The sequence below is a fragment of the Streptomyces sp. NPDC051921 genome, from assembly GCF_040680975.1.
Lineage (GTDB): Bacteria > Actinomycetota > Actinomycetes > Streptomycetales > Streptomycetaceae > Streptomyces.
This window is the reverse complement of sequence record NZ_JBFAXU010000010.1, coordinates 25,365-44,615: the sequence shown is the minus strand read 5'-3', so window position 1 is coordinate 44,615 and position 19,251 is coordinate 25,365. Positions and strand designations below refer to the sequence as shown.

The 19,251-nt window shown below is 73.5% G+C and carries 17 protein-coding genes; 10 read left to right on the top strand and 7 right to left on the bottom strand.

Translation table 11 applies throughout. The features are described 5' to 3' along the window. Positions 1-17: 17 nt before the first annotated feature. Entirely contained in the window at positions 18-2,567 is a 2,550-nt protein-coding gene (locus AB0M16_RS15375) for a SpoIIE family protein phosphatase (RefSeq protein WP_365342880.1), read from the bottom strand. A gap of 122 nt (positions 2,568-2,689) precedes the next feature. Here AB0M16_RS15375 and AB0M16_RS15370 point away from each other — a divergent pair, with 122 nt between their 5' ends. The 3 genes from AB0M16_RS15370 (at position 2,690) to AB0M16_RS15360 (ending at position 5,715) form a co-directional block, all read left to right on the top strand. Continuing rightward, positions 2,690-3,454 carry an alpha/beta hydrolase gene (locus tag AB0M16_RS15370; protein WP_365342878.1) on the top strand — a complete coding sequence of 255 codons (765 nt, stop codon included), beginning with the start codon at positions 2,690-2,692 and terminating at the stop codon, positions 3,452-3,454. A gap of 95 nt (positions 3,455-3,549) precedes the next feature. After that, positions 3,550-3,846: a hypothetical protein gene (locus AB0M16_RS15365; RefSeq protein WP_365342876.1), complete on the top strand. Its 297-nt coding sequence runs from the start codon at positions 3,550-3,552 to the stop codon at positions 3,844-3,846. Between the two features lie 216 nt (positions 3,847-4,062). Continuing rightward, positions 4,063-5,715, top strand: coding sequence for a GMC oxidoreductase (locus tag AB0M16_RS15360; protein WP_365342874.1), 1,653 nt, complete (start codon positions 4,063-4,065; stop codon positions 5,713-5,715). Between the two features lie 62 nt (positions 5,716-5,777). Here AB0M16_RS15360 and AB0M16_RS15355 read toward each other — a convergent pair whose 3' ends face one another. From AB0M16_RS15355 to AB0M16_RS15345, 3 genes are all read right to left on the bottom strand, one after another. Continuing rightward, the gene (locus tag AB0M16_RS15355; RefSeq protein WP_365342872.1) at positions 5,778-6,257 is read right to left on the bottom strand and encodes a carboxymuconolactone decarboxylase family protein; all 480 of its coding nucleotides are present in this window, start codon (positions 6,255-6,257) and stop codon (positions 5,778-5,780) included. After that, a complete protein-coding gene (locus tag AB0M16_RS15350; RefSeq protein WP_365342870.1) occupies positions 6,254-7,333 on the bottom strand; it encodes a dihydrodipicolinate reductase in 1,080 nt (359 codons plus the stop codon). Before AB0M16_RS15350 ends, AB0M16_RS15355 begins: the two co-directional genes overlap by 4 nt. Before the next feature lie 483 nt (positions 7,334-7,816). Next, complete coding sequence (locus AB0M16_RS15345) at positions 7,817-8,260, bottom strand: GNAT family N-acetyltransferase (RefSeq protein ID WP_365343214.1); 444 nt, start codon at positions 8,258-8,260, stop codon at positions 7,817-7,819. A 182-nt stretch (positions 8,261-8,442) separates the two neighbouring features. Between AB0M16_RS15345 and AB0M16_RS15340 the strand changes: the two genes are divergently transcribed. The 3 genes from AB0M16_RS15340 (at position 8,443) to AB0M16_RS15330 (ending at position 10,668) form a co-directional block, all read left to right on the top strand. Beyond that, positions 8,443-9,204 carry a L,D-transpeptidase family protein gene (locus tag AB0M16_RS15340; protein WP_365342868.1) on the top strand — a complete coding sequence of 254 codons (762 nt, stop codon included), beginning with the start codon at positions 8,443-8,445 and terminating at the stop codon, positions 9,202-9,204. A gap of 139 nt (positions 9,205-9,343) precedes the next feature. Continuing rightward, positions 9,344-10,072 carry a helix-turn-helix domain-containing protein gene (locus AB0M16_RS15335; RefSeq protein WP_365342866.1) on the top strand — a complete coding sequence of 243 codons (729 nt, stop codon included), beginning with the start codon at positions 9,344-9,346 and terminating at the stop codon, positions 10,070-10,072. Between the two features lie 125 nt (positions 10,073-10,197). Further along, positions 10,198-10,668, top strand: coding sequence for a hypothetical protein (locus AB0M16_RS15330; RefSeq protein WP_365342864.1), 471 nt, complete (start codon positions 10,198-10,200; stop codon positions 10,666-10,668). Positions 10,669-10,672: 4 nt separating this feature from the next. On the opposite strand, the gene AB0M16_RS15325 is transcribed toward AB0M16_RS15330, so the two are convergent. Further along, positions 10,673-11,248: a CGNR zinc finger domain-containing protein gene (locus tag AB0M16_RS15325; protein WP_365342862.1), complete on the bottom strand. Its 576-nt coding sequence runs from the start codon at positions 11,246-11,248 to the stop codon at positions 10,673-10,675. Between the two features lie 56 nt (positions 11,249-11,304). Here AB0M16_RS15325 and AB0M16_RS15320 point away from each other — a divergent pair, with 56 nt between their 5' ends. Beyond that, complete coding sequence (locus AB0M16_RS15320; RefSeq protein WP_365342861.1) at positions 11,305-12,558, top strand: MFS transporter; 1,254 nt, start codon at positions 11,305-11,307, stop codon at positions 12,556-12,558. Here AB0M16_RS15320 and AB0M16_RS15315 read toward each other — a convergent pair. Then, positions 12,503-13,870, bottom strand: coding sequence for an NAD(P)/FAD-dependent oxidoreductase (locus AB0M16_RS15315; protein WP_365342859.1), 1,368 nt, complete (start codon positions 13,868-13,870; stop codon positions 12,503-12,505). The genes AB0M16_RS15320 and AB0M16_RS15315 overlap by 56 nt on opposite strands. 156 nt (positions 13,871-14,026) lie before the next feature. Between AB0M16_RS15315 and AB0M16_RS15310 the strand changes: the two genes are divergently transcribed. Next, positions 14,027-14,413 carry a RidA family protein gene (locus tag AB0M16_RS15310; protein WP_365342857.1) on the top strand — a complete coding sequence of 129 codons (387 nt, stop codon included), beginning with the start codon at positions 14,027-14,029 and terminating at the stop codon, positions 14,411-14,413. Positions 14,414-14,473: 60 nt separating this feature from the next. On the opposite strand, the gene AB0M16_RS15305 is transcribed toward AB0M16_RS15310, so the two are convergent. Beyond that, positions 14,474-16,516, bottom strand: coding sequence for a phosphocholine-specific phospholipase C (locus AB0M16_RS15305; RefSeq protein WP_365342855.1), 2,043 nt, complete (start codon positions 16,514-16,516; stop codon positions 14,474-14,476). A 224-nt stretch (positions 16,517-16,740) separates the two neighbouring features. On the opposite strand from AB0M16_RS15305, the gene AB0M16_RS15300 reads away from it, so the two are divergent. Beyond that, positions 16,741-17,166 (top strand): nuclear transport factor 2 family protein, encoded by a 426-nt coding sequence (locus tag AB0M16_RS15300; protein ID WP_365342853.1) that lies wholly within the window; start codon positions 16,741-16,743, stop codon positions 17,164-17,166. A gap of 59 nt (positions 17,167-17,225) precedes the next feature. Further along, complete coding sequence (locus tag AB0M16_RS15295; protein WP_365342851.1) at positions 17,226-19,250, top strand: prolyl oligopeptidase family serine peptidase; 2,025 nt, start codon at positions 17,226-17,228, stop codon at positions 19,248-19,250. The last annotated feature ends 1 nt before the right edge of the window (position 19,251 follow it).

Below are 19,251 nucleotides of genomic sequence, written 5' to 3'. Positions count from 1 at the left end.
GGCGCCCCGGCCCGCCGTCAGGCGGGGCGCCCGTCCCGGCCCCAGCGCGCCGCGAGGAGCAGCGCGATGTCGTCCGGACGGTCGGGCGCCTGCCGGGCCTCCCGGATCAGGCGGTCGGCGATCTCGGAGAGCGGCGCCGCCCCGGTCGCGGCGAAGGTACGGCGCAGCCGCTCGATGCCCTCGTCGATGTCCGTGTCCGGCCTTTCCACCAGGCCGTCCGTGAACAGCGCGAGGACGTCGCCCGGTTCGAGCCGCAGCCGGGTCTCCGGATACGTGGCCGTGTCGTCGACCCCGAGCACCACACCGCCCGCGAGGTGCGCCACCTCAGTGGAGCCGTCCGCCCGGCGCAGCAGCGGCTGCGGATGCCCGGCCCGGGCCGCCTGCACGCTGCCGGTCGCCGGGTCGAGGACGACGTAGCAGCAGCTGGCGAACTGGCCCGGATCCAGGTCGATCAGCAGCCGGTTCGTTCCCTGCACCACCTCTTCCGGAGGGTGACCGCCCAGCGCGAAGGCCCGGACCGCGCTGCGCAGCTGGCCCATCGTCGCCGCCGCGGCCACGCCGTGGCCCTGCACGTCGCCGATGACCAGGGCGAGGTGCCCGGGGATCGTCTCGACCACGTCGTACCAGTCGCCGCCCACGTCCATCCCCTGCGTGCCCGGCAGGTAGCGGCCCACCGTCTCCACGCCCTCGTACACCGGAAGCCGGTGGGGGAGCAGGGCGTCCTGCAGGCCCCGGGCGAGCGCCGACTCCGAGTCGTAGCGCTGGGCACGCTCCAGGGCCTGGGCGATCAGGCCGGCGAGCGCGGTGAGCACCGTGCGCTCCTCGGCGGTGAAGCCGCGCGGCTTGTCGAAGCCGAGGATGCAGGAGCCCACCGGGCGCCCCGAGGCGATCAGCGGCAGGAAGGCCCGTGCTCCGGTGTGGGCGTCGAGCGGCAGCCCGGGGTAGGCGGCGTGCAGCTGGTCCATGGACTCGAAGAAGAGGGGCCGGCCCGTCGTCAGCGTCTCCACGCCGGGCACCTGGGCACCCAGGCCCACACCGTCGAAGGGCTCCAGGAAGCCCGGTGGGAAGCCGGTCTCCCAGGCCAGGTACAGGTGGCGTTCGCTCAGCAGGTAGATCGCCAGTTGCCGTCCGCCGAAGGCCGGCAGCAGTTCCTCGGTGACCACGGCCGACACCTGGCGCGCCGTCACCGCCTCCGACAGCGCGATGGCGAGGGCCACCGGACGGTACATCGCCGCGGCCCGGCCCTCCGGCGGGGACAGGACGGCGTCGTCGGCGTCGACACGGCCCGGGTGCGGCTGCCCGCCCGGATCGCCCTCCGGGACCAGGACCAGGGTGACCCCGTCCTGCCCCGGGTACAGCGAGACGGACAGCCACGTGCCGCGCCCCGGACGGGCCAGGAAGTGGATCGGCTGGTCCGACAGCAGCGCGCCGCGCAGCTGCTCCTCGTGGTACGGGTGGGCGAACCAGGGCAGCGCCTCCCAGAGCGTCCGCCCGGCGAGCGTGCCGCGCGGCATGCCGAGCAGCGCCTCCGTGGGCTCGTTGACGTAGGTGATCCGCCCGAGCCGGTCGATCGCCAGGATCGCCCGGGGCAGCCGGTCGGTGGCGTCCGAGCCGACGAGTCCGGTGCCGAGGTCCACGAGCGAGCCGGTCAGCAGGTGCCCGCCACGGTCGTTGCCGAGCGGGCGGGCGGTCACCTCCAGGAGGTGCAGCCCGCCGTCCGGGCCCTTCAGCCGGATCCGGCGGGCGGCCGGGCCGCCGGAGGCCTGCCGGGCGAGCGCCCACAGGGCGTAGGTGTCCTCGGGCATCAAGCGGGCGGTCAGCGCCTCGACGGTCCAGGGGAACGGGCTGGTCTCGCCCAGGATGTCCCGGAGCCCTTGGTCCGCCGTGACGATGCCGGTGTCCAGGTTCCAGTCGAAGTAGCCGATCCGCACCGGTGGCCCGGTCCGGGTCGGCAGCTGCACGGACACCGGCTCGCCGGGCCATTCGACGACGGTCCCGTGCGCGCTGAGCTCGGCGAGCGTCACGGCCAGCCGGCGCGCCTCCTGGACCAGATGGCCGCGGTCCCGCGAGTCCACCGACTCGCCGGGGGTCGGGTCGCGCAGCACCACCAGGACGCCGAACCGCTCCCCGCCGCTGATCACGGGGGTGTACAGGGAGGCGAAGGGGAACGGCAGGCTCGCCACCAGCTGGGGGAAGAGCCGCATGGCCTCCTCGACGTTCCCCAGGTGGACCGGCTGCCCCGACCGGTGTGCCTCCGCCACCGGGAACGGCCGGTTCACGTGCATCCGCCACCACGGCCGGAACAGGGAGCCCGGCAGGCCCGCGAGCACGGCGAGCCGCAGCAGCCCCGGCGTCCCCGACCGCAGGTAGACCCCGCCCGCGTATCCGCCCGCCGCCTCGACCGCACGGAGCACCGACTCCGCGAGGACCACTCCCAGCGCGTCGGCCGACGGCCCGTGGGCGGCTGTGTCCCGGGGCGGCGGCCCGGGCTCGGCCGACGGGTCGGGGCCTGCCGCGCCGTGCGAGGTCACACAGCCAGCATGCTCCCGCCCGGAAGGACCACGCATCCGGAGTACAGGCGCGTGAACCACTCTCCGGGGGCATTGACCGCGCCGCGGCCGCTCGCGAGACTCGGTCGTCGGCTGCCGCGGCGGGCTGCAGCCCCACCACCTCGTGACCAGGGGGACTGATGACGGGCCGGGTTCTTCCGTACGACGTACACGGCAGCGGACCGCACCGGGCGCTGGTGCTGCACAACTGGTTCGGCGACCGCACGAGCTTCGCGCCGCTGCGGGACCACCTCGACGACGCCGCGGGGTCCTACGCCTTCCTCGACTGCCGGGGGTACGGTGAGGCGATCGACGCCGAGGGCTCCTACACGATGGAGGAGGTCGCGGCCGACGCCTTCGCCGTCGCCGACGACCTCGGCTGGGACACCTTCTCCGTGGTCGGGCATTCCATGGGCGGCAAGGCGGCCCAGCTGATGCTGCTCGACGCGCCGGAGCGGGTGCGCTCGATCGTCGGGATCTCCCCGGTCTCCGCGGCCGGCTTCCCGCTCGACGCCGACACCTGGGAGCTCTTCGCGGGGGCCGCAGAGAACCCCGGAAACCGCCGGGCCATCATCGACAACACCACCGGGGGCCGGTACGACGACGCCTGGCTCTCCGGTCTGGTGGAGCGCTCCCTGCGGCGTTCCTCGGCCACCGCCTTCCGCGCCTACCTCGACTCCTGGTCCCGCACCGACTTCCACGAGCGGGTCCGCGACAACCCGGCCCCCGTCCTCCTCGTCGTCGGCGCCCACGACCCGGCGCTCGGTGCCGAGGCCATGGAGTCGACCTGGCTGCGCTGGTACCCCAACGCCCGGCTCGCGGTCCTTCCGGAGGCGGGCCACTACGCCCCCGAGGAGACTCCGAAGGCCCTCGCCGACGCCATCGAGGCCTTCCTGGCCGCCTGACGCGCGCCCGCGGCCGCGGCCGGGGACACTGTCCGCAGACGGACGGACCCAGGCCCGGCGGCGGACGGACCCCGGCCGGGCCGCGGGGAGAGGCGGTGTGCAGCGTGATCCTGGCCCTGACGGCGGCGGTGGCCGCCGCCCTGCTCGTCTGCCGTATCGCCCTGCGCGAGCGGCGCAGCCCCGGCACCGCCCGGCGCGCCCTCGCCTTCGTCCACGACCGGCGTGCCCTCGCCGCCGGGGTGTTCGTGGGCCTGCTCCTGGCCGCGCTCGGCTGGCGCGTCTCCGGTCCCGGCGCCCTCGCCTGGGCGGCGCTCGCGGGCGCCCTGGTGGCCGGTCTGAGTACCGCCGCCGAGAACGGCGGCCCCGAGGACTCCGAGAAGCGGGAGCGGTAGCTCCGGAGCCACGGCCCGGGAGCGGTGGCCGGAGACCGGCGATCTTCCGTTGACGAAGGCCCCCTCGGGCGCACGGCGCCCGAGGCGCCCTTCCGTGCCGGACCGTGATCGCAAACAGCACTTTTCAGCCGTAAGTTACCCGGTGGTTTCGCGTGACTTCCCACGAACGCGCCAGTAGAACATGTTCCCATTCACTCCTGAAGTGAGGAACATCACGTGAGTGACAGATCGCTTTCAGCCTCGGCATCCAGAGGTTGGACACGTCGTCGGTTCGTCACTGGAACCGGTTCTCTTCTGGGTGGCCTGGCGCTCGCCGGGCACGCCTCCGCCGCGCACGCGACCCCCGCCGAGGTCGCCGCCGTCTGTGCCCCCGTCCCCAACGGCGCCCGCGTCCCCGCCCTCGTCGTCGGCACCGGATACGGCGGCTCCGTCGCCGCACTCCGGCTCGCCCAGGCAGGCGTCGACGTCCACATGATCGAGATGGGCATGGCCTGGGACACCGCGGGGTCCGACGGCAAGATCTTCGCGAACACCACCAAGCCCGACTACCGCTCCTTCTGGCTGCGTACCCGTACCAAGCAGCCGCTGAGCAACTTCCTCGGCTTCCCGCTCGACAAGGACGTGCCCCTCTACACGGGCATCCTCGACGCCGAGGACTTCGCCGGCATCACCGTCTACCAGGGCCGCGGCGTCGGCGGCGGCTCGCTCGTCAACGGCGGCATGGCCGTCACCCCGCGCCGCGAGGTCTTCCCGTCGCTCCTCCCGACCGTCGACCCCGACGAGATGTACGCCACCTACTACCCGCGCGCCAACGCCGGACTCGGCGTCACGAGCGTGGACCAGGCCTGGTGGGAGAGCGCCGACTGCTACCAGTACGCCCGCGTCGGCCGCAAGCACGCCCAACGCTCCGGCTTCCCCTTCGTCTTCGTGCCCAACGTCTACGACTGGGACTACATGAAGCAGGAGGCCGCCGGGGCCGTGCCCAGGTCCGCCCTCGAGGGCGAGGTCATCTACGGCAACAACCACGGCAAGAAGTCCCTCCAGAAGACCTACCTCGCCCGCGCCGCGGAGACCGGCCGGGTCGCCGTCTCGCCCCTCCACAAGGTCACCGCGGTCACCCCCGCCGCCGGCGGCGGGTACACCGTGACCATCGAGCGCATCGGCACCACCGGCGCCACCGTCGAGACCAAGACGGTCACCGCCGACCGGGTGTTCTTCGCCGCCGGCAGCGTGGGCACCAGCAAGCTGCTCACCCGTCTCAGGGCCACCGGGGCCCTGCCCGCACTCAACGACCGGATCGGCAAGGGCTGGGGCGACAACGGCAACGTCATGTGCGGCCGGGCCAACCACATGTGGGACCCCACCGGCAAGCTCCAGTCCGCCATGCCCACGGCCGGCATCGACAACTGGGACGCCGGCGGCGCCTTCGCGGAGGTCGCCCCGCTGCCCACCGGCATCGAGACCTACGCGTCCTTCTACCTGTCCATCACGAAGACGCCGCACCGAGCCGAGTTCACCTGGAACGCCGCCACCGGACGCGTCGACCTGAACTGGGACCGCGCCTGGAAGCAGACCTCCATCGACGCGGCCAGGACCATCTTCGACAAGATCAACGCCAAGGAGGGGACGATCTACCGCACCGACCTCTTCGGCACGTACAAGATCTGGGGCGACCATCTCACGTACCATCCGCTCGGCGGCGCCGTCCTCGGCAGCGCGACCGACAACTACGGGCGACTGCACGGCTACGACGGCCTGTACGTCATCGACGGCGCACTCATCCCGGGCAGTACGAGCGTCAACCCGTTCGTCACCATCACGGCCCTCGCCGAACGCAACATCGAGAAGATCATCGCGACCGACCTGTAGGACCCCGCGCGGCACGCGAAGGGGGCCGGCCGGGCCACCGCCCGACCGGCCCCTTCCGCGGCTCACTGCGTCGGCAGCACGCAGACCGTGTCGAGCCCGAGCACCCGGTTGAGCCGTCCGAAGGCCAGCCACGAGCCCAGACTCATCGTCAGCTCCACGATCTCCACCTGGGCGTACGCCGCCGTCATCCGCGCCCAGAACTCCTCGTCCAGGCGGTGATGGTCCAGCGCGTACCGCTCCGCGTACTCCGCGGCCAGCCGCGTGCGCTCGTCGAAGGCGTCCGTCGTCCGCCACTCCAGGACGGCGTCCGCGAACTCCTCCTCGACCTTCTCGCCGTCCCGGTCCGTGCGCCAGTCCAGACAGAACCTGCAGCCGTTGATCTGCGCGATCCGCAGCCGAGCCGCCTCGAACTCGCGCAGCCCCAGGGTCGTGTGGGCGTACACGGACAGCGAGAAGTTCGCCGCCGCCATCCCGATCCCGGGCACCATGTCGCCCCATACGTACCCGATCGGCTCCTGCCCCTCGGGAATGTCGATGATCATCGCGGTCTCCTTCCCAGCTTTCCCACCGCCGGGCGCAACGGCACGTCCAGCGCGTCGTACAGCCCCGGCTCCGCCTCCGCGAGCCAGTCCACGGCCCCCACGAGCCGCCCCACGGCGGTCGCGTTCCCGCCCGCCGACCGGTTCTCGCCCTCGTCCGTCGCCTCCACGGTCACCTCGATCCGCGGCCGGCCCTCCACGATCACCCGGTGCGCCCCCGCCCCGTCCGGCGGCACCGGCCAGTCCGGTGCGCAGTCCGGATGGATCCGGGTCACGTGCTCGATCACCAGGAGCGGCTCGCCGTCGACGATCCCCTGCACCTCGAAGCGGACCGCGCCCTGCGTGCCGGCCGCGAACTCGCCCATCGTCCGGGTCCGCACCGTCGCCTCCAGCGGCCGCCGCTCCAGCGTCTCGCGGATCCCGTCGAGCTCGACGCCGAGCGCCCGGGCCATCAGTCGCAGCTGACCGCCCCACACCATCGTCGGCACCGACGGCAGCAGCATCGGCGCCTCGTACTCCATGGGCTGACCCATGCCGACGAGGTACCGGACGGACTCCTCCTGCTCGTACGTCGAGTAGTCGAAGATCTCCTGACAGCGGATCGCCTCCACCGTGCTGCCCAGACCGCTCACGAGCAGCGGCAGCACGTCGTTGCCCCAGCCCGGGTCCACGCCCGAGGCGAAGAGCGACCCGCCGCCCTCCTTCACCGCCGCCAGGACCGGCTCGCGGAACTCCGCGGGCGCGCCCCGATGGTCGTACAGCGGATACAGCGAGGGCGTCACGACGACGGCCCCGGCCCGCACCGCCCGCACCACGTCGGCGAGCGCGTCGTCGGGGCGCATGTCCCCGGACGCCGCGTACACGACGGCGCGCGGCCCCTCGGCCAGGACCGCCTCGACGTCGTCCCGGGCCGCGACCCCCAGCAGGCGCCCGAGCCCGGCGAGCTCGCCCGCGTCGCGGCCGACCTTGGCGGGGTTCGCGACGAGGACGGCCGACAGTTCGAGCGCCGGGTGGGCGTCGACGGCTCGGATCGCCGCGCGCCCGACATTTCCGGTTCCCCACACCACGGTCGGAATCATGCGCGGAGGGTAGCGCCGGGGGCGCGAGGTTCCCAGAGGTGCGACGCCCTAGATCTGACGGATCGTCAGCGACCGTCTCCGTGGAGGTCGGCATATCCCTTCGGGGTCCTCCTCCAAGAGCCTCCGCAGTGCTGCCCTTCCTCGCCGACCGGGGCTCCCGCCGTCATCGGGGGGACGCCAGACGAACCGGAGCCACGGCCCGTCCTCCTCCGCCCGGCCGTCGAAGGTCCCCGGCCGGTGGAGGAACCAGAGGACGGTCGTGTACGGATCGTCGAGGTCGACGCGACAGGCCCGGATCGCGCGTCCCAGCGGGACAGCGACTCCGGCCGGCAGCGCAGCCCCCGGCGATCAGCCGCCCGGCGTCCCGGGCCGGCCAGGACCAGTGGCCGCCGCCGCTCGCTCGGCGGAGCTTCGCGTCGTACGCGGCCGCCTCGAGACGGTAGGCGGGCGGTGCGGCCGCCGGGATGCCGTCCGGACCGTCGGCTACCGCCCCTCCGCCAGCCGCAGCGTCACGAACGGCACCGTGTCGCCCGGCAGGAGGTACCGCTCGGTCTCCTCGAACCCGCGGGCCAGGGCGAAGCGCAGCCCCTCCTCGTTGCTCGCGAGCACCACGGTCTCCACGCCCTCGTCGCTCAGCTCCCGGGCCAGCGCGAGGCCCCGCTCGTACAGGGCCGTGCCGTAGCCGCGTCCCCGGTGCCCGGGCAGGATCCGGGAGATGACGGTCGCGGCCGGGGTCTCCTCGTCCGGCGGGCGGACGGTGGAGCAGCCCACGGCCACCGTGCCCAGGTACGCGACGTCGAGCCGGTTGCGGCCCGCCCGCTCGCGCACGTCGTCCTCGGACAGCGGGGCCGTCGGGATGATCGTGTTGTGGATCAGCCGCCAGTCCGCCAGGAGGACCGGCGAGGCCTCCGGGTCGGCCGGGTCGATGCTCTCGATGCGAAGTTCGCTGCTCAGGTCGCTCACCGGGGCAGGAAACCGCGCCCGCGACGCCCCGTCAACTGCTTTCCCCCGTGGCCCGGACGGGTGAGGCGACGGGTGCCGCGCGACAGGCGCGGGCGCGGACGGGTACGGATGGCCGCATTGCCCCGACCCCCGGAGGTGGCCGGCCCATGCCCGTCCGCAAGGGCACCGCAACGGTGCTCACCTGTGCCCTGTCCGCGGCCCTGGTGCTGACCGGCTGCGGCGCACAGCGACCGTCCGCCGCGTCCGCATCCGCCCCGGCGTCCGCGTCGCCCGAGGCCTCGGTGCCGGAGGGGCGCGACGGCGCGAACCGCGCCCCCGCGCGCCTCCCCGGACTCGGCCCGCGGACCTACGCCCGCATCCCCGACGGCACCACCCAGGCCCTGGTGGTGAGCGGCGACGGCGTCGACGGCAACGTCGCCACGGCCGTCCTCCACGAACGGGACCAGGCCGGCCGGTGGCACCGCGCCGCCGGGCCCTGGACCGGGCACAACGCCCTGCGCGGCTGGACCGACGACCACGTGGCAGGCGATCTGCGGTCGCCCACGGGCGTGTTCCGGATCGGCGACTCCGGCGGCCGGCTGCCGGACCCGGGGGCCCGTCTGCCGTACGACCAGGACGAGGAGTTCGGCGTGTCGGGCACCGGTTTCCTCGGCGAGCCCCTCGAAGGCTCCTTCGACTACGTCGTCGCCATCGACTACAACCGCGTCCCCGGCAGGACCCCGCTCGACAAGGAGCGACCGCTCGGCCCCGAGAAGGGCGGCGGCGTCTGGATCCACGTCGACCACGGCGGCCCCACCCAGGCCTGTGTCTCGCTGCTCCGCGAGGACATGAAGGAGCTGCTGCGCGCCCTCGACCCGGCCCGCGAGCCCGTCGTGGTCATGGGCCCGGCCGCGGCGCTCGCCGACTGACCGCGGCAGGGGCGGGCCCCGCCGCGCCGTCGTGGGCAAAGCCTTGGCCGGTACGTCCGTTCTGCCGCATGGTGTCCTCTGCGTCCGGGAGCCGCGCCATGGGGGACGCCGGCCGGACGAGCGGAACCAGGGGGGACACGTGAAGCACGCGGACATGCCGGGAGCCGGGACCACGGACGGCCCGGGCCGGAGTGTGCTGGAAGGGGCGTTCGCGCTCCTGGAGGCACTGCGAAGACACGGCGACGACGCGGCGGGCGTCACCGAACTGGCCCGGGCCTGCGGGGTGCCGAAGGGCACCGCGCACCGGCTGCTCGACCAGCTGGTGGCCGTCGGCGCCGTCGAACGCCGCGACCGGCGGTACCGGGTGGGCCCGCAGCTCTACCGGCTCGGCCTCGCGTGGGAGCCGCACCCGGGGCTGCGCACCGCCGCCCGGCTGCCGATGCACCGGCTGCGGTCGCTGACCGGGGCCAGCGTGGTGCTCGTGGTGATGCGGGAGGACCAGGCGCTGACGGTCAGTTCGGTGCCGGGCGCCCTCGAGGCGGTCGTGCCGGTACGGGACGGGGTCGCGTTCCGCCTCGACACGGCGGCGGGCGAGGCCCTCCGCGGGCCGCGGCGCGGGGGCGCCGTGTTCGACCGGGAGGACGTGATGGCCGGGGTGTGCTGCGCGGCCGTCCCCGTCAGGGCGCCGGACGGGCGGGCGATCGCCGCGATCGCCGGGGTGGTCAGGGCGGGGCAGCGGCTCGAACCGCTGGCCGCGGCCGTCGCCGAGGCCGGGGCGGCCCTCGCCCGCGGCCTTGCGCGCGGGGTGTCCCCGGTGCGGGCCGCGGCGCCGCCCGCCGTGATGTTCCGTCCAGTGGAACGCGCGTAGAACGGGGCCGGGCGGGCCGGGCACAGTAGGGGACGTGCCGAGGGGAACGGCACGAACGGCCCGCCGGGAAGGCGGGACGCACCGCAGATCGTCACCTGACGTGACGTCACCAAGGGGGATCCACCATGCGCAAGAACCGCACCGTCCGGATGGCCACCGCCGCCCTGCTCGGACTCGGCAGCCTCGGGGTCTTCGCCGGCACCGCGCAGGCGGAGCCGATCGACTACGTGAAGATCGAGCTCATCCAGCTCACCTGCCACCAGCAGAGCGAGGGCGACCACGACGAGGCGTACCTCAACATCACCGACGCCAACGGCAACCAGGTCAAGGTCTGGCCCGGCAACGGGATCACGTACCAGACCATGGGCACCAACTACGTGCGCTCCATGGCCGACGGCAACGGCAACACGGCCCTCATCCTCGGCCGTGAGCAGGCCCGCACGCTCACGCTCTGGGACAAGGACACCTTCGGCGGCGACGACAAGCTGGGCGCCACCCTGGTCACCGGCAGCGAGGTCGGCGCCGAGGTCCAGTACCGCTCCCTGGAGGGCTCCGGCGGCGTCTACACGATCGCCTACCGCGTCATCGACATCTGACGCGTCACCGGCCGCCGTCGGCGGTGCCCCGCCGGTGCGCCGCGACCCGCTCGCGGGTGGCGCACCGGCGGGAGCAGTACCGGCGTTCCCGGCCGCGTCCGTCGGGGACGAACACGTCCTGGCACGCGGCGGACGCGCACACGCCGCCGGGGGCGTGGCCCCGGTCCCACAGCAGCACGGCGAGGGACAGGCACGAGGAGGCGAGGAACCACTCGGCCCACGGGGCGTCGTCGTCCCGGTCCACGTGCGGATGCCAGGGGCTCGCGCCGCCGTGCGCGGTGAGCCGGAGCGGACCGGTCCGCTCGGCGAGCAGCGAGTTGAGGGCCACGGCCGCCGCGTCGACGCCGGGCGCGGCGAACACCGCGCGCAGCGCCGAAGCCGCCTCCCGCAGACCGGGGAGGTCGGCGTCGGACAGGCCGAGCGGTTCGCTCTCGCCGTACGCGCGCAGCACCTCCGCGACCTCGTCCAGCTGCCCGGCGCGGGGGGCCGGGCGGCTCAGCACGTTGACGAGCGCGGCGGCGCGCTGCGCGTTCGCGCGTACGGAATGGCGGGCGGACCGGTCGTCCGGGGTCGGGGACATCCGGCGAATGTAACGCATCTTGTGGAGTTTTACGTTACTCGCGTAGCGTCCGGCCGGTGCCCCACCACCACCGACCCCCACGCCAGGACACCCGACGCCCCGTCACCCGGCGCCTTCTCGCAGGCGCCACGGCGGCCCGCACCGGCGACGAGATGTCCGGCCCCGCCCTGCTGCTGCTCGGCTACGCCCAGACCGGTTCCGCGAGCACCGCGGCCGCGCTCCTCGCCGGCATCACGGCCGCCGCGGCGCTCGGCGGACCGGTCCTCGGCGCACTCCTGGACCGGACGCGGCGCCCGGGCCGCCTGCTCGCCGGCTCTCTCGTCCTCTACGCGGCCGGGCTGACGGTGGTGCTGCTGAGCCTCGGCCGCATCCCGTTCTCGTTCACCCTGCTCGTCGCACTGGCCGCGGGGACGCTCGCGCCCGCGTTCGCGGGCGGCTGGACCTCCCAGCTCTCCACGGCCGTGCCCGCCGAGCGGCTGCACCGGGCCCACGCGCTCGACGCGATGACCTTCAGCGCCGCGAGCCTGCTCGGCCCGGCCCTCGCCGGGCTCCTCGCCCGGCTCGTCGGCGCTCCGGCCGCCGTGGCGGCCGCCGCCGCACTGATCCTCCTCGCCGTGCCCGCCACCAGGGGGCTGCCGCGCCGCCCGACGGCACGCGAGCCGGTGACCGTGCGCGCCGTCGCGGGCGACCTGGCGCGGGGATTCGGCTGCCTGTTCGACTCCCGGCCGCTGGCCCGGGCCACCCTCACCTCGACGCTGTCCTGCCTGGGGCAGGGCCTGTTCGTCGCGTGCGTCCCCCTGCTCGGGGCGCGGGTCCTCGGCGCGCCCGGCGACGGCGCGCTGCTGCTGGCGTGCGCCGCGCTCGCGGCCCTCGGCGCGGGTGCGGTCCTCGCCCGGCGCCGGCGCCCGCCGGTCCCCGACACCGTCCTGTGGGTGGCGCCACTGGTGCTCGCGGCGGCCTTCGCGACCGCGGCGAGCTGCCGGGCCGGGCTGCTCGTCGCCGCCGCGCTCCTGGCCGGTGCCGCCGAGGGGCCGCAGCTCACCGCCCTGTTCGCGGTACGGCACCGCGAGGCGCCGGAGCGGTTGCGCGCCCAGGTGTTCACGACCGGCGCCAGCGTGAAGATCACCGCGTTCGCCCTGGGGGCGGCCGTGGCCGGCCCGTTGGCCGCCCGCTCCCTGCAGGGCGCGCTGCTCGCGGCCGCAGCCGTGCAACTGCTCGCCGCCGCGGCTCACGCGGTGGCCGGCGGCGTTGCCGTCAGGACTGCGCGGCCCGCAGCGAGGCGGTCTTGGCGCGGATCTGTTCGGGGGTGAGGTAGGCGTCCGTGTACTCGAAGTCGCGCAGCGTGCCGGACTTGGAGGCCAGGAAGCCCGTGCGGACGAAGTCGTCCCCGGCCACCGCGTTGAGCAGCCAGTTCGTCATCACCCGGGTCTTCGCCACGTTGGTCCGCAGCGCGGCCCAGTGGTAGGCGCGGGCGACGGCCTGCGCGGGCATGCCGTGCAGTTCCACGCCGAGCGGCTTGGAGACGCCGTCCAGGCCGCCCAGGTCCACGACCAGGCCCAGGTCCTTGTGTGCGTACGGGTGGGTCCGCTCGCCCCGCAGCGTCGCCACGAGGTTGTCGGCGACGACCTTGCCCTGACGCATCGCGTGCTGTGCGGTCGGCGGGCAGATCGCCCCCTTCTCGCCCTTCGCCAGGTCGGGCACCGCGGCCGCGTCGCCCAGCGCGAACACCCCGGGCAGTCCGGGCACCGTCATGTCCGCCTCGACCACGAGCCGGCCCCGCAGCGTCTCGGCGCCGAGCGTCCCGATGAGCGGGCTCGCGGCGACCCCGGCCGTCCAGATGAGTGTCCGGCAGGGCAGCACGCGGCCGTCCGTGAGGGTCACGCTCTCGTCGTCCACGGAGGCCACGGACACGCCGAGGGAGATCTCGATCCCGCGCTCGCGCAGGATCTTCACGGCCGCGGCGCCCAGCTTGGGCCCGAGCTCCGGCATGAGCGTGGGCGCGATGTCGACCAGGTGCCACTTGATGAGCTTCGGGTCGAGCCGTGGGTAGCGCTTGACCGCGTTGGTGGTGAGCAGCTGCAGGCAGGCCGCTGTCTCGGTCCCCGCATATCCGCCGCCGACCACCACGAACTGCAGTCGCGCGGCCCGCTCGGCCTCGTCCTGGCTCGCGTCGGCGAGGTCGAGCTGGGCGATGACGTGGTCCCGGATGTACGCCGCCTCGGCCAGGGTCTTCATACCGCGGGCGTGGTCGGCGAGCCCCGGGATGTCGAAGGTGCGGGTGACGCTGCCGGGGGCGAGGACGAGGTGGTCGTACGGCTCGGTCTCCAGCTCGCCCGTGATGGTCCGCACCACGCAGACCTTGGCGTCGGTGTCGATGCCGACCGCGCCGCCGGGGATGATCCGGGTCCGGTGCCGCTCGCTGCGCCGCAGGGACAGGGCGACCGACTGCGGGGTGAGGACGCCGGAGGCGACCTGGGGGAGCAGGGGCAGATAGAGCTGGTACGAGAAGGGCGAGAGCAGCGAGATCGCCGCCTCACGTCTGACCAGCCGCCGTTCGAGGCGCCGTACGCACGCGACCCCGGCGAAACCGGCGCCCACCACGAGGATTCTCGGTCGAGACACGGTGTCAGTCCGCCCTTCCACGTCCTTGGCCGCCGACGGATCGACGGTCCTTGAAGGCTGACTAACCGTGCCGATGATCCGGAAATCCTCCTTGTCCGCCGGACGGGTGACAGGAATGATCAGCTGGTCGTGTCCGTTCGGAGAGCGAGGCAGCAGATGGAATGCGTTCCCCACAACCCGACCGAAGGCGTCTACGCCGCAGGCGGCGACTACATCCACGCCATGGAGGTGCGAGCGCCCGGGCGGCTGCTCTTCGTGGCCGGCACCATGGGCCTGGACCCGGCCGGGAAGCCAGGCGCCGACCTGCCGGAGCAGCTCGACCTGATCTGGTCGAACATCCGCACCATCCTCGCGTCGGCCGGAATGACCGTCGACAACATCGTGCGAGTCACCAGTTACCTCAGGGACCCCGCCTACGCCGAGGCCAACGCCGTCGCCCGCGTGGCCGCCCTCGGCGGCAGGCCGGTCCCGACGACCGCGATCGGTGCCGTCACGCTCGAGAGCGACTGGCTCGTCGAGATCGAGGTCGTCGCCGCGGCCTGACGCCCTGACGGCGGATCGCCCCGGGACCGGCGCCGGTGCGCCGGGCCCGGGGCGGGCGGATCAGCCCGTGACGCTCGGCGCGCCGGTCTCGATGTGGCCGGTGTAGCGGCGCGACCAGGTGCCGTCGAGGTCGGCGAGGATCGTGAAGTCGTACCAGCCGTCGGCGTAGGCGACCGCGTTGAAGTAGTCCTCGCGGGAGGACTTCGCCGGGACCGTGTACGTCCAGGGACCGTCCGTGCGGTAGGCGTTGGAGCGGATGGTGAATGTGACGGCGGAGGCGGAGCTGTTGGTCATCCTGAACCAGACGGCCGTCCTGCCGGTGCCCGGCTCGGTCGCGTAGCGCGCCGCGACCTCGATGTCCTTGCCCGCCTTGGAGGCGTCGCCGATGAACCGGCGCAGGAAGCGGTTCGGGCCCATCATCGAGATGTCGTACTTGCCGGATCCCGAGCCGAGACCGATGTTGAAGTAGTCGGAGGCGGTGGCGCCCGGGTCGACCGTGTACTGCCAGGCGGCCGTGTCCCGGTACTGATGCGGGTGGATCGAGAAGTGCGCGGGGCGGCGGGCCTCCGGGCCCTGGTTGGTCATGGAGAACCAGGCGAGGATCTTGCCTGCGGCGCCGAACTCGAAGCGGTCGAGATTGCCGTTCACCTGATACGGCACGGCGCGCGCCGGGCGGCTGCCCGACTCCTGGGCGGGCAGCGCGTTGTCCTGCGGGGCCGGGTTGGGCAGCGGGGCGCAGGTGGCCTGGCCGATGACCTTGGCGGTGCCGGGCAGGTTGGCCGGCACTCCGTACACCGGGTGCGCGAAGTCGAAGACGCCGGTCAGGTCGCCGACCACCTTCCGCCGCCAGGTGCTGATGTTCGGGCAGTTGGCGGGGGTGCCGAGGGCCGCCGTCCAGGTCTCCATGAAGCGCAGCACGGAGGTGTGGTCGAAGACCTCGGAGCTGACCCAGCCGCCGCGGGTCCACGGGGACATGACGATCATCGGGACCCGGAAGCCGAGGCCGATCGGCACCCCGTCGATGTACTCGCCCGGCGTTCCGGGCGGCGCGACCGGCGGCGGCACGTGGTCGAAGAAGCCGTCGTTCTCGTCGTAGTTGAGGAAGAGCACGGTCGAGTCGAAGACCTCGGGGTTCGCGGCCAGCGCCCGGTACACCAGGTCCACGAAGTGCGCGCCGTCGCCCGGCGGGGCGTACGGGTGCTCCGAGAACGCCTCGCTCGCCACCACCCAGGAGACCTGCGGCAGCGTGCCCGCGACGACGTCGGCGCGGATCGCGGCCGCGATGTCGTCCGGCGTCGAGCCCGTCACCTTCGGCACCGAGCCCATGCCGCGGTCGTACAGCGGGTCGCCCGGCTTGGCGTCGGTGAACTTCTTGAAGTACGCGAGCCCGTTGTCGCCGTAGTTGTCCTGGGCGTTCTGGTAGACCTTCCAGGACATCCCGGCCCGCTGCAGCGCCTCCGCGTAGGTCTCCCAGGTCAGCCCGGACTCCTCGCCGCCGTCCTTGCTGCCGGCGTCGACCTTGCCGCTCCACAGGAAGGTGCGGTTGGGACCCGTCGCGCTGAGCGTCGAGCAGAAGTACGCGTCACAGATGGTGTAGTGGTCGGCGAGCGCGTAGTGGAACGGGATGTCGCCGCGGTCCAGGTACCCGAGCGTGCGGGTGTTGCCGACGCCCATGACCCAGTTGTCCATCCGGCCCTTGTTCCAGGCGGCGTGCTGCGAGGTCCAGCTGTGCGGCAGGTCGCCGTTGCACTGCGCGAGCGTCTCGCCGTCCACGCCTCCGGCGGGGGGAGTGGCGCTCAGCTTCCACGGGTACTGCCGGCCGCCCCAGTTGGGCTGGTTGAAGGTGCCCCAGCCACCCGGTATGTTCCCCGCGGCCCGGTCGCCGAAGCCCCGCACACCGCGCAGCCGGCCGAAGTAGTGGTCGAAGCTGCGGTTCTCCTGCATGAGGACCACCACGTGCTTCACGTCGGTGATGGTCCCGGTGGCCGCCGCCGCGGCCGCCGAGCTCGCCTCGGCCGCCCCGGCCGACCCGGCGGGCAGCGCGGCTCCCGCGACGAGCCCCGCGCCGATCCCTACGAACCCTCTGCGGCTGATGGGAATCATGCCCCGCCTCTCGTGTCCCGTGTGCCCCGGTGGCACGCCGAGGACAGGATGAGGGACCGGAGCCCAAAGGTATACGGCCGTGCAGTAATCGATTGGTTAACTTCCGGAAGACGCTGAGGAGTGGCACTAAAGGGGCCTGAAGATTGGTCCGGATTCGAACCAATGCGGTCTGGTGGAGAATGAGAGCACGGGACGCATCCGGATCCGGACCACGGAGGTGGATCATGGGCGAGGCACGTGACGTCATGGACCGGCTCACCGAGGCGGTGACCCATGGAGACCTCAAGACGATCGCCGACCTCTACACCGAGGACGCCGTCGCGCTCACACCCGACGAGGGCGAGATTCAGGGCCGCGACGCGATCGTCGAGTACTGGCGCTCGATGACCACGTCGATCCCGGACGCGACGTTCACCTACCGGAACCGCTTCGAGATCGGCGACACCGCCGTCGACGAAGGCATCTTCACCGGCAAGAACACCGGCCCGATCCCCCTCCCCGACGGGGAGACGCTGCCGGCGACGGGCAGGACCGTCAACATCCGCGGGATCGACCTGGCCCAGGTGAAGGACGGCCGGATCACCAGCTACCGGCTGTACTTCGACCAGATGGAGTTCCTGGACCAGCTCGGCCTGCTGCCGGAGGAGTGAACGGGGTCCGCCCCGGGGCGGACGGCGCGGTGTCGGTGGCGTGGTCCACAATCGTCGCCATGAGCGAGACGAGCACGGACACCGGCACCACCGACCCCTACCTCTGGCTGGAGGAGGTCGAGGGCGAGCGGGCGCTCGCCTGGGTGCGTGAGCGGAACGCCGAGACGAGGAACGAGCTCGCCGACGGCGACGGTTTCGGCGCGCTCGTCGCCGAGCTGCGCGAGGTGCTCGACGCGCCCGACCGGATCCCGTACACCCGGCGCCGCGGGGAGTACCTCTACAACTTCTGGCAGAGCGCCGAGCACACCCGGGGCGTCTGGCGGCGCACCACCCTGGACGAGTACCGCACCGACGCGCCCGCCTGGGACGTGCTGCTCGACCTCGACGCGCTCGCCGCCGCCGAGGGCGAGGACTGGACCTGGGCCGGGGCGCAGGTGCTGCGCCCCGGGTTCCGCAGGGCCCTGGTGAGCCTCGCCCGCGGCGGCGGCGACGCCGTGGTGGTGCGGGAGTACGACCTGGAGCGGCGGGCGTTCGTCGAGGACGGCTTCCGGCTGCCCGAGGCGAAGACCGACGTCGGCTGGATCGACGCGGACCACGTCTTCGTCGGCACCGACCAGGGGCCCGGCTCCATGACCGCCTCCGGCTACCCCCGCACCGTACGCCGCTGGCGCCGCGGCACCCCGCTCGACGCCGCCGAACTCGTCCACGAGGGCGCCGAGTCGGACCTCGCCGTCTCCGCCTGGCACGATCCGACCGAGGGCTTCGAGCGCGACTTCGTCGTCCGCTACCGGGACTTCTGGCACCACGAGACCCACCTGCTCACGGAGGCCGGCGAGCTGCGCCGGATCGACGTCCCCGACGACGCCGACAGCTCCGTGTACCGCGAGTGGCTTCTCGTCACCCCGAAGGCACCCTGGCTCGGGCAGCCCGCCGGCGCCCTCCTCGCCTTCCGCCTCGACGCCTTCCTCGCCGGCCGGCGCGAGCCCGAGGTCCTCTTCGTCCCCGACGAGCGGACCGCCCTCGCCGGCCACTCCTGGACCCGCAACCACCTCGTCGTCGAGACCCTCCAGGACGTCGCCAGCCGCATGCACGTCCTCACCCCCCGCCCCGACGGCTGGCAGCGGCACGAGCTCGCCGACATCCCGCCGCTCGCCTCCGCGGCCCTCACCGACACCGACCCGGACACCGGCGACGAGTACTTCCTCTCCATCACCGGACACCTCACCCCGACCACCCTCCACCGCGGCGAGATCGGACAGCCGGGCGAGACCGTCAAACAGGCCCCCGAGCGCTTCGACGCCACGGGCCTGGACGCCCGTCAGTACTTCGCCGTCTCCACCGACGGCACCCGGGTCCCGTACACCGTCGTCGGCGCCCGCGAGCACGTCCCGGGTCCCACCCTGCTCACCGGGTACGGCGGCTTCGAGGTCTCCCTGACCCCCTCCTACGACACCGTGCGCGGCCGCGCCTGGCTCGCCCGCGGCGGCACGTACGTGGTGGCCGGCATCCGCGGCGGCGGGGAGTACGGCCCCCGCTGGCACCGCAGTGCCCTCAAGGCCGACCGGCACCGCGCCTACGAGGACTTCGAGGCCGTCGCCCGCGACCTCGTCGCCCGGGGCATCACCACCCCCGACCGCCTCGGCATCACCGGCGCCAGCAACGGCGGCCTGCTCATGGGCGCCATGCTCGTCCGCAGCCCCGAGCTGTTCGGCGCGATCGTCGCCCACGTCCCGCTGCTCGACATGCTGCGCTTCCACACCCTGCTCGCCGGGGCCAGCTGGACCGCCGAGTACGGCGACCCCGAGGACCCCGCGGACCGGCCGCACCTCGCCGCGCTCTCGCCGTACCACCGGCTCGCCGCCGACCGGCCCTACCCGCCCGTGCTGCTCACCACCTCGACCCGCGACGACCGCGTCCACCCCGGGCACGCCCGCAAGGCCGCCGCCCGGCTGCGCGAGCTCGGCCACCGGGTGCTGCTCCACGAGACCCTGTCCGGCGGCCACGCCGGAGCGAGCGACCACGAACAGACCGCCTACAACAGCGCCCTGGAGCACACCTTCCTCTGGCGCACCCTGGGAGCCTGAG

Excerpts from the sequence above, each read along its gene's own strand:
- AB0M16_RS15375 (WP_365342880.1), bottom strand. The coding sequence starts at position 2,567 with ATGCGTGGTCCTTCCGGGCGGGAGCATGCTGGCTGTGTGACCTCGCAC.
- AB0M16_RS15370 (WP_365342878.1), top strand. The coding sequence starts at position 2,690 with ATGACGGGCCGGGTTCTTCCGTACGACGTACACGGCAGCGGACCGCAC.
- AB0M16_RS15355 (WP_365342872.1), bottom strand. The coding sequence starts at position 6,257 with ATGATCATCGACATTCCCGAGGGGCAGGAGCCGATCGGGTACGTATGG.
- AB0M16_RS15350 (WP_365342870.1), bottom strand. The coding sequence starts at position 7,333 with ATGATTCCGACCGTGGTGTGGGGAACCGGAAATGTCGGGCGCGCGGCG.
- AB0M16_RS15340 (WP_365342868.1), top strand. The coding sequence starts at position 8,443 with ATGCCCGTCCGCAAGGGCACCGCAACGGTGCTCACCTGTGCCCTGTCC.
- AB0M16_RS15330 (WP_365342864.1), top strand. The coding sequence starts at position 10,198 with ATGCGCAAGAACCGCACCGTCCGGATGGCCACCGCCGCCCTGCTCGGA.
- AB0M16_RS15325 (WP_365342862.1), bottom strand. The coding sequence starts at position 11,248 with ATGTCCCCGACCCCGGACGACCGGTCCGCCCGCCATTCCGTACGCGCG.
- AB0M16_RS15310 (WP_365342857.1), top strand. The coding sequence starts at position 14,027 with ATGGAATGCGTTCCCCACAACCCGACCGAAGGCGTCTACGCCGCAGGC.
- AB0M16_RS15305 (WP_365342855.1), bottom strand. The coding sequence starts at position 16,516 with ATGATTCCCATCAGCCGCAGAGGGTTCGTAGGGATCGGCGCGGGGCTC.
- AB0M16_RS15300 (WP_365342853.1), top strand. The coding sequence starts at position 16,741 with ATGGGCGAGGCACGTGACGTCATGGACCGGCTCACCGAGGCGGTGACC.
- AB0M16_RS15295 (WP_365342851.1), top strand. The coding sequence starts at position 17,226 with ATGAGCGAGACGAGCACGGACACCGGCACCACCGACCCCTACCTCTGG.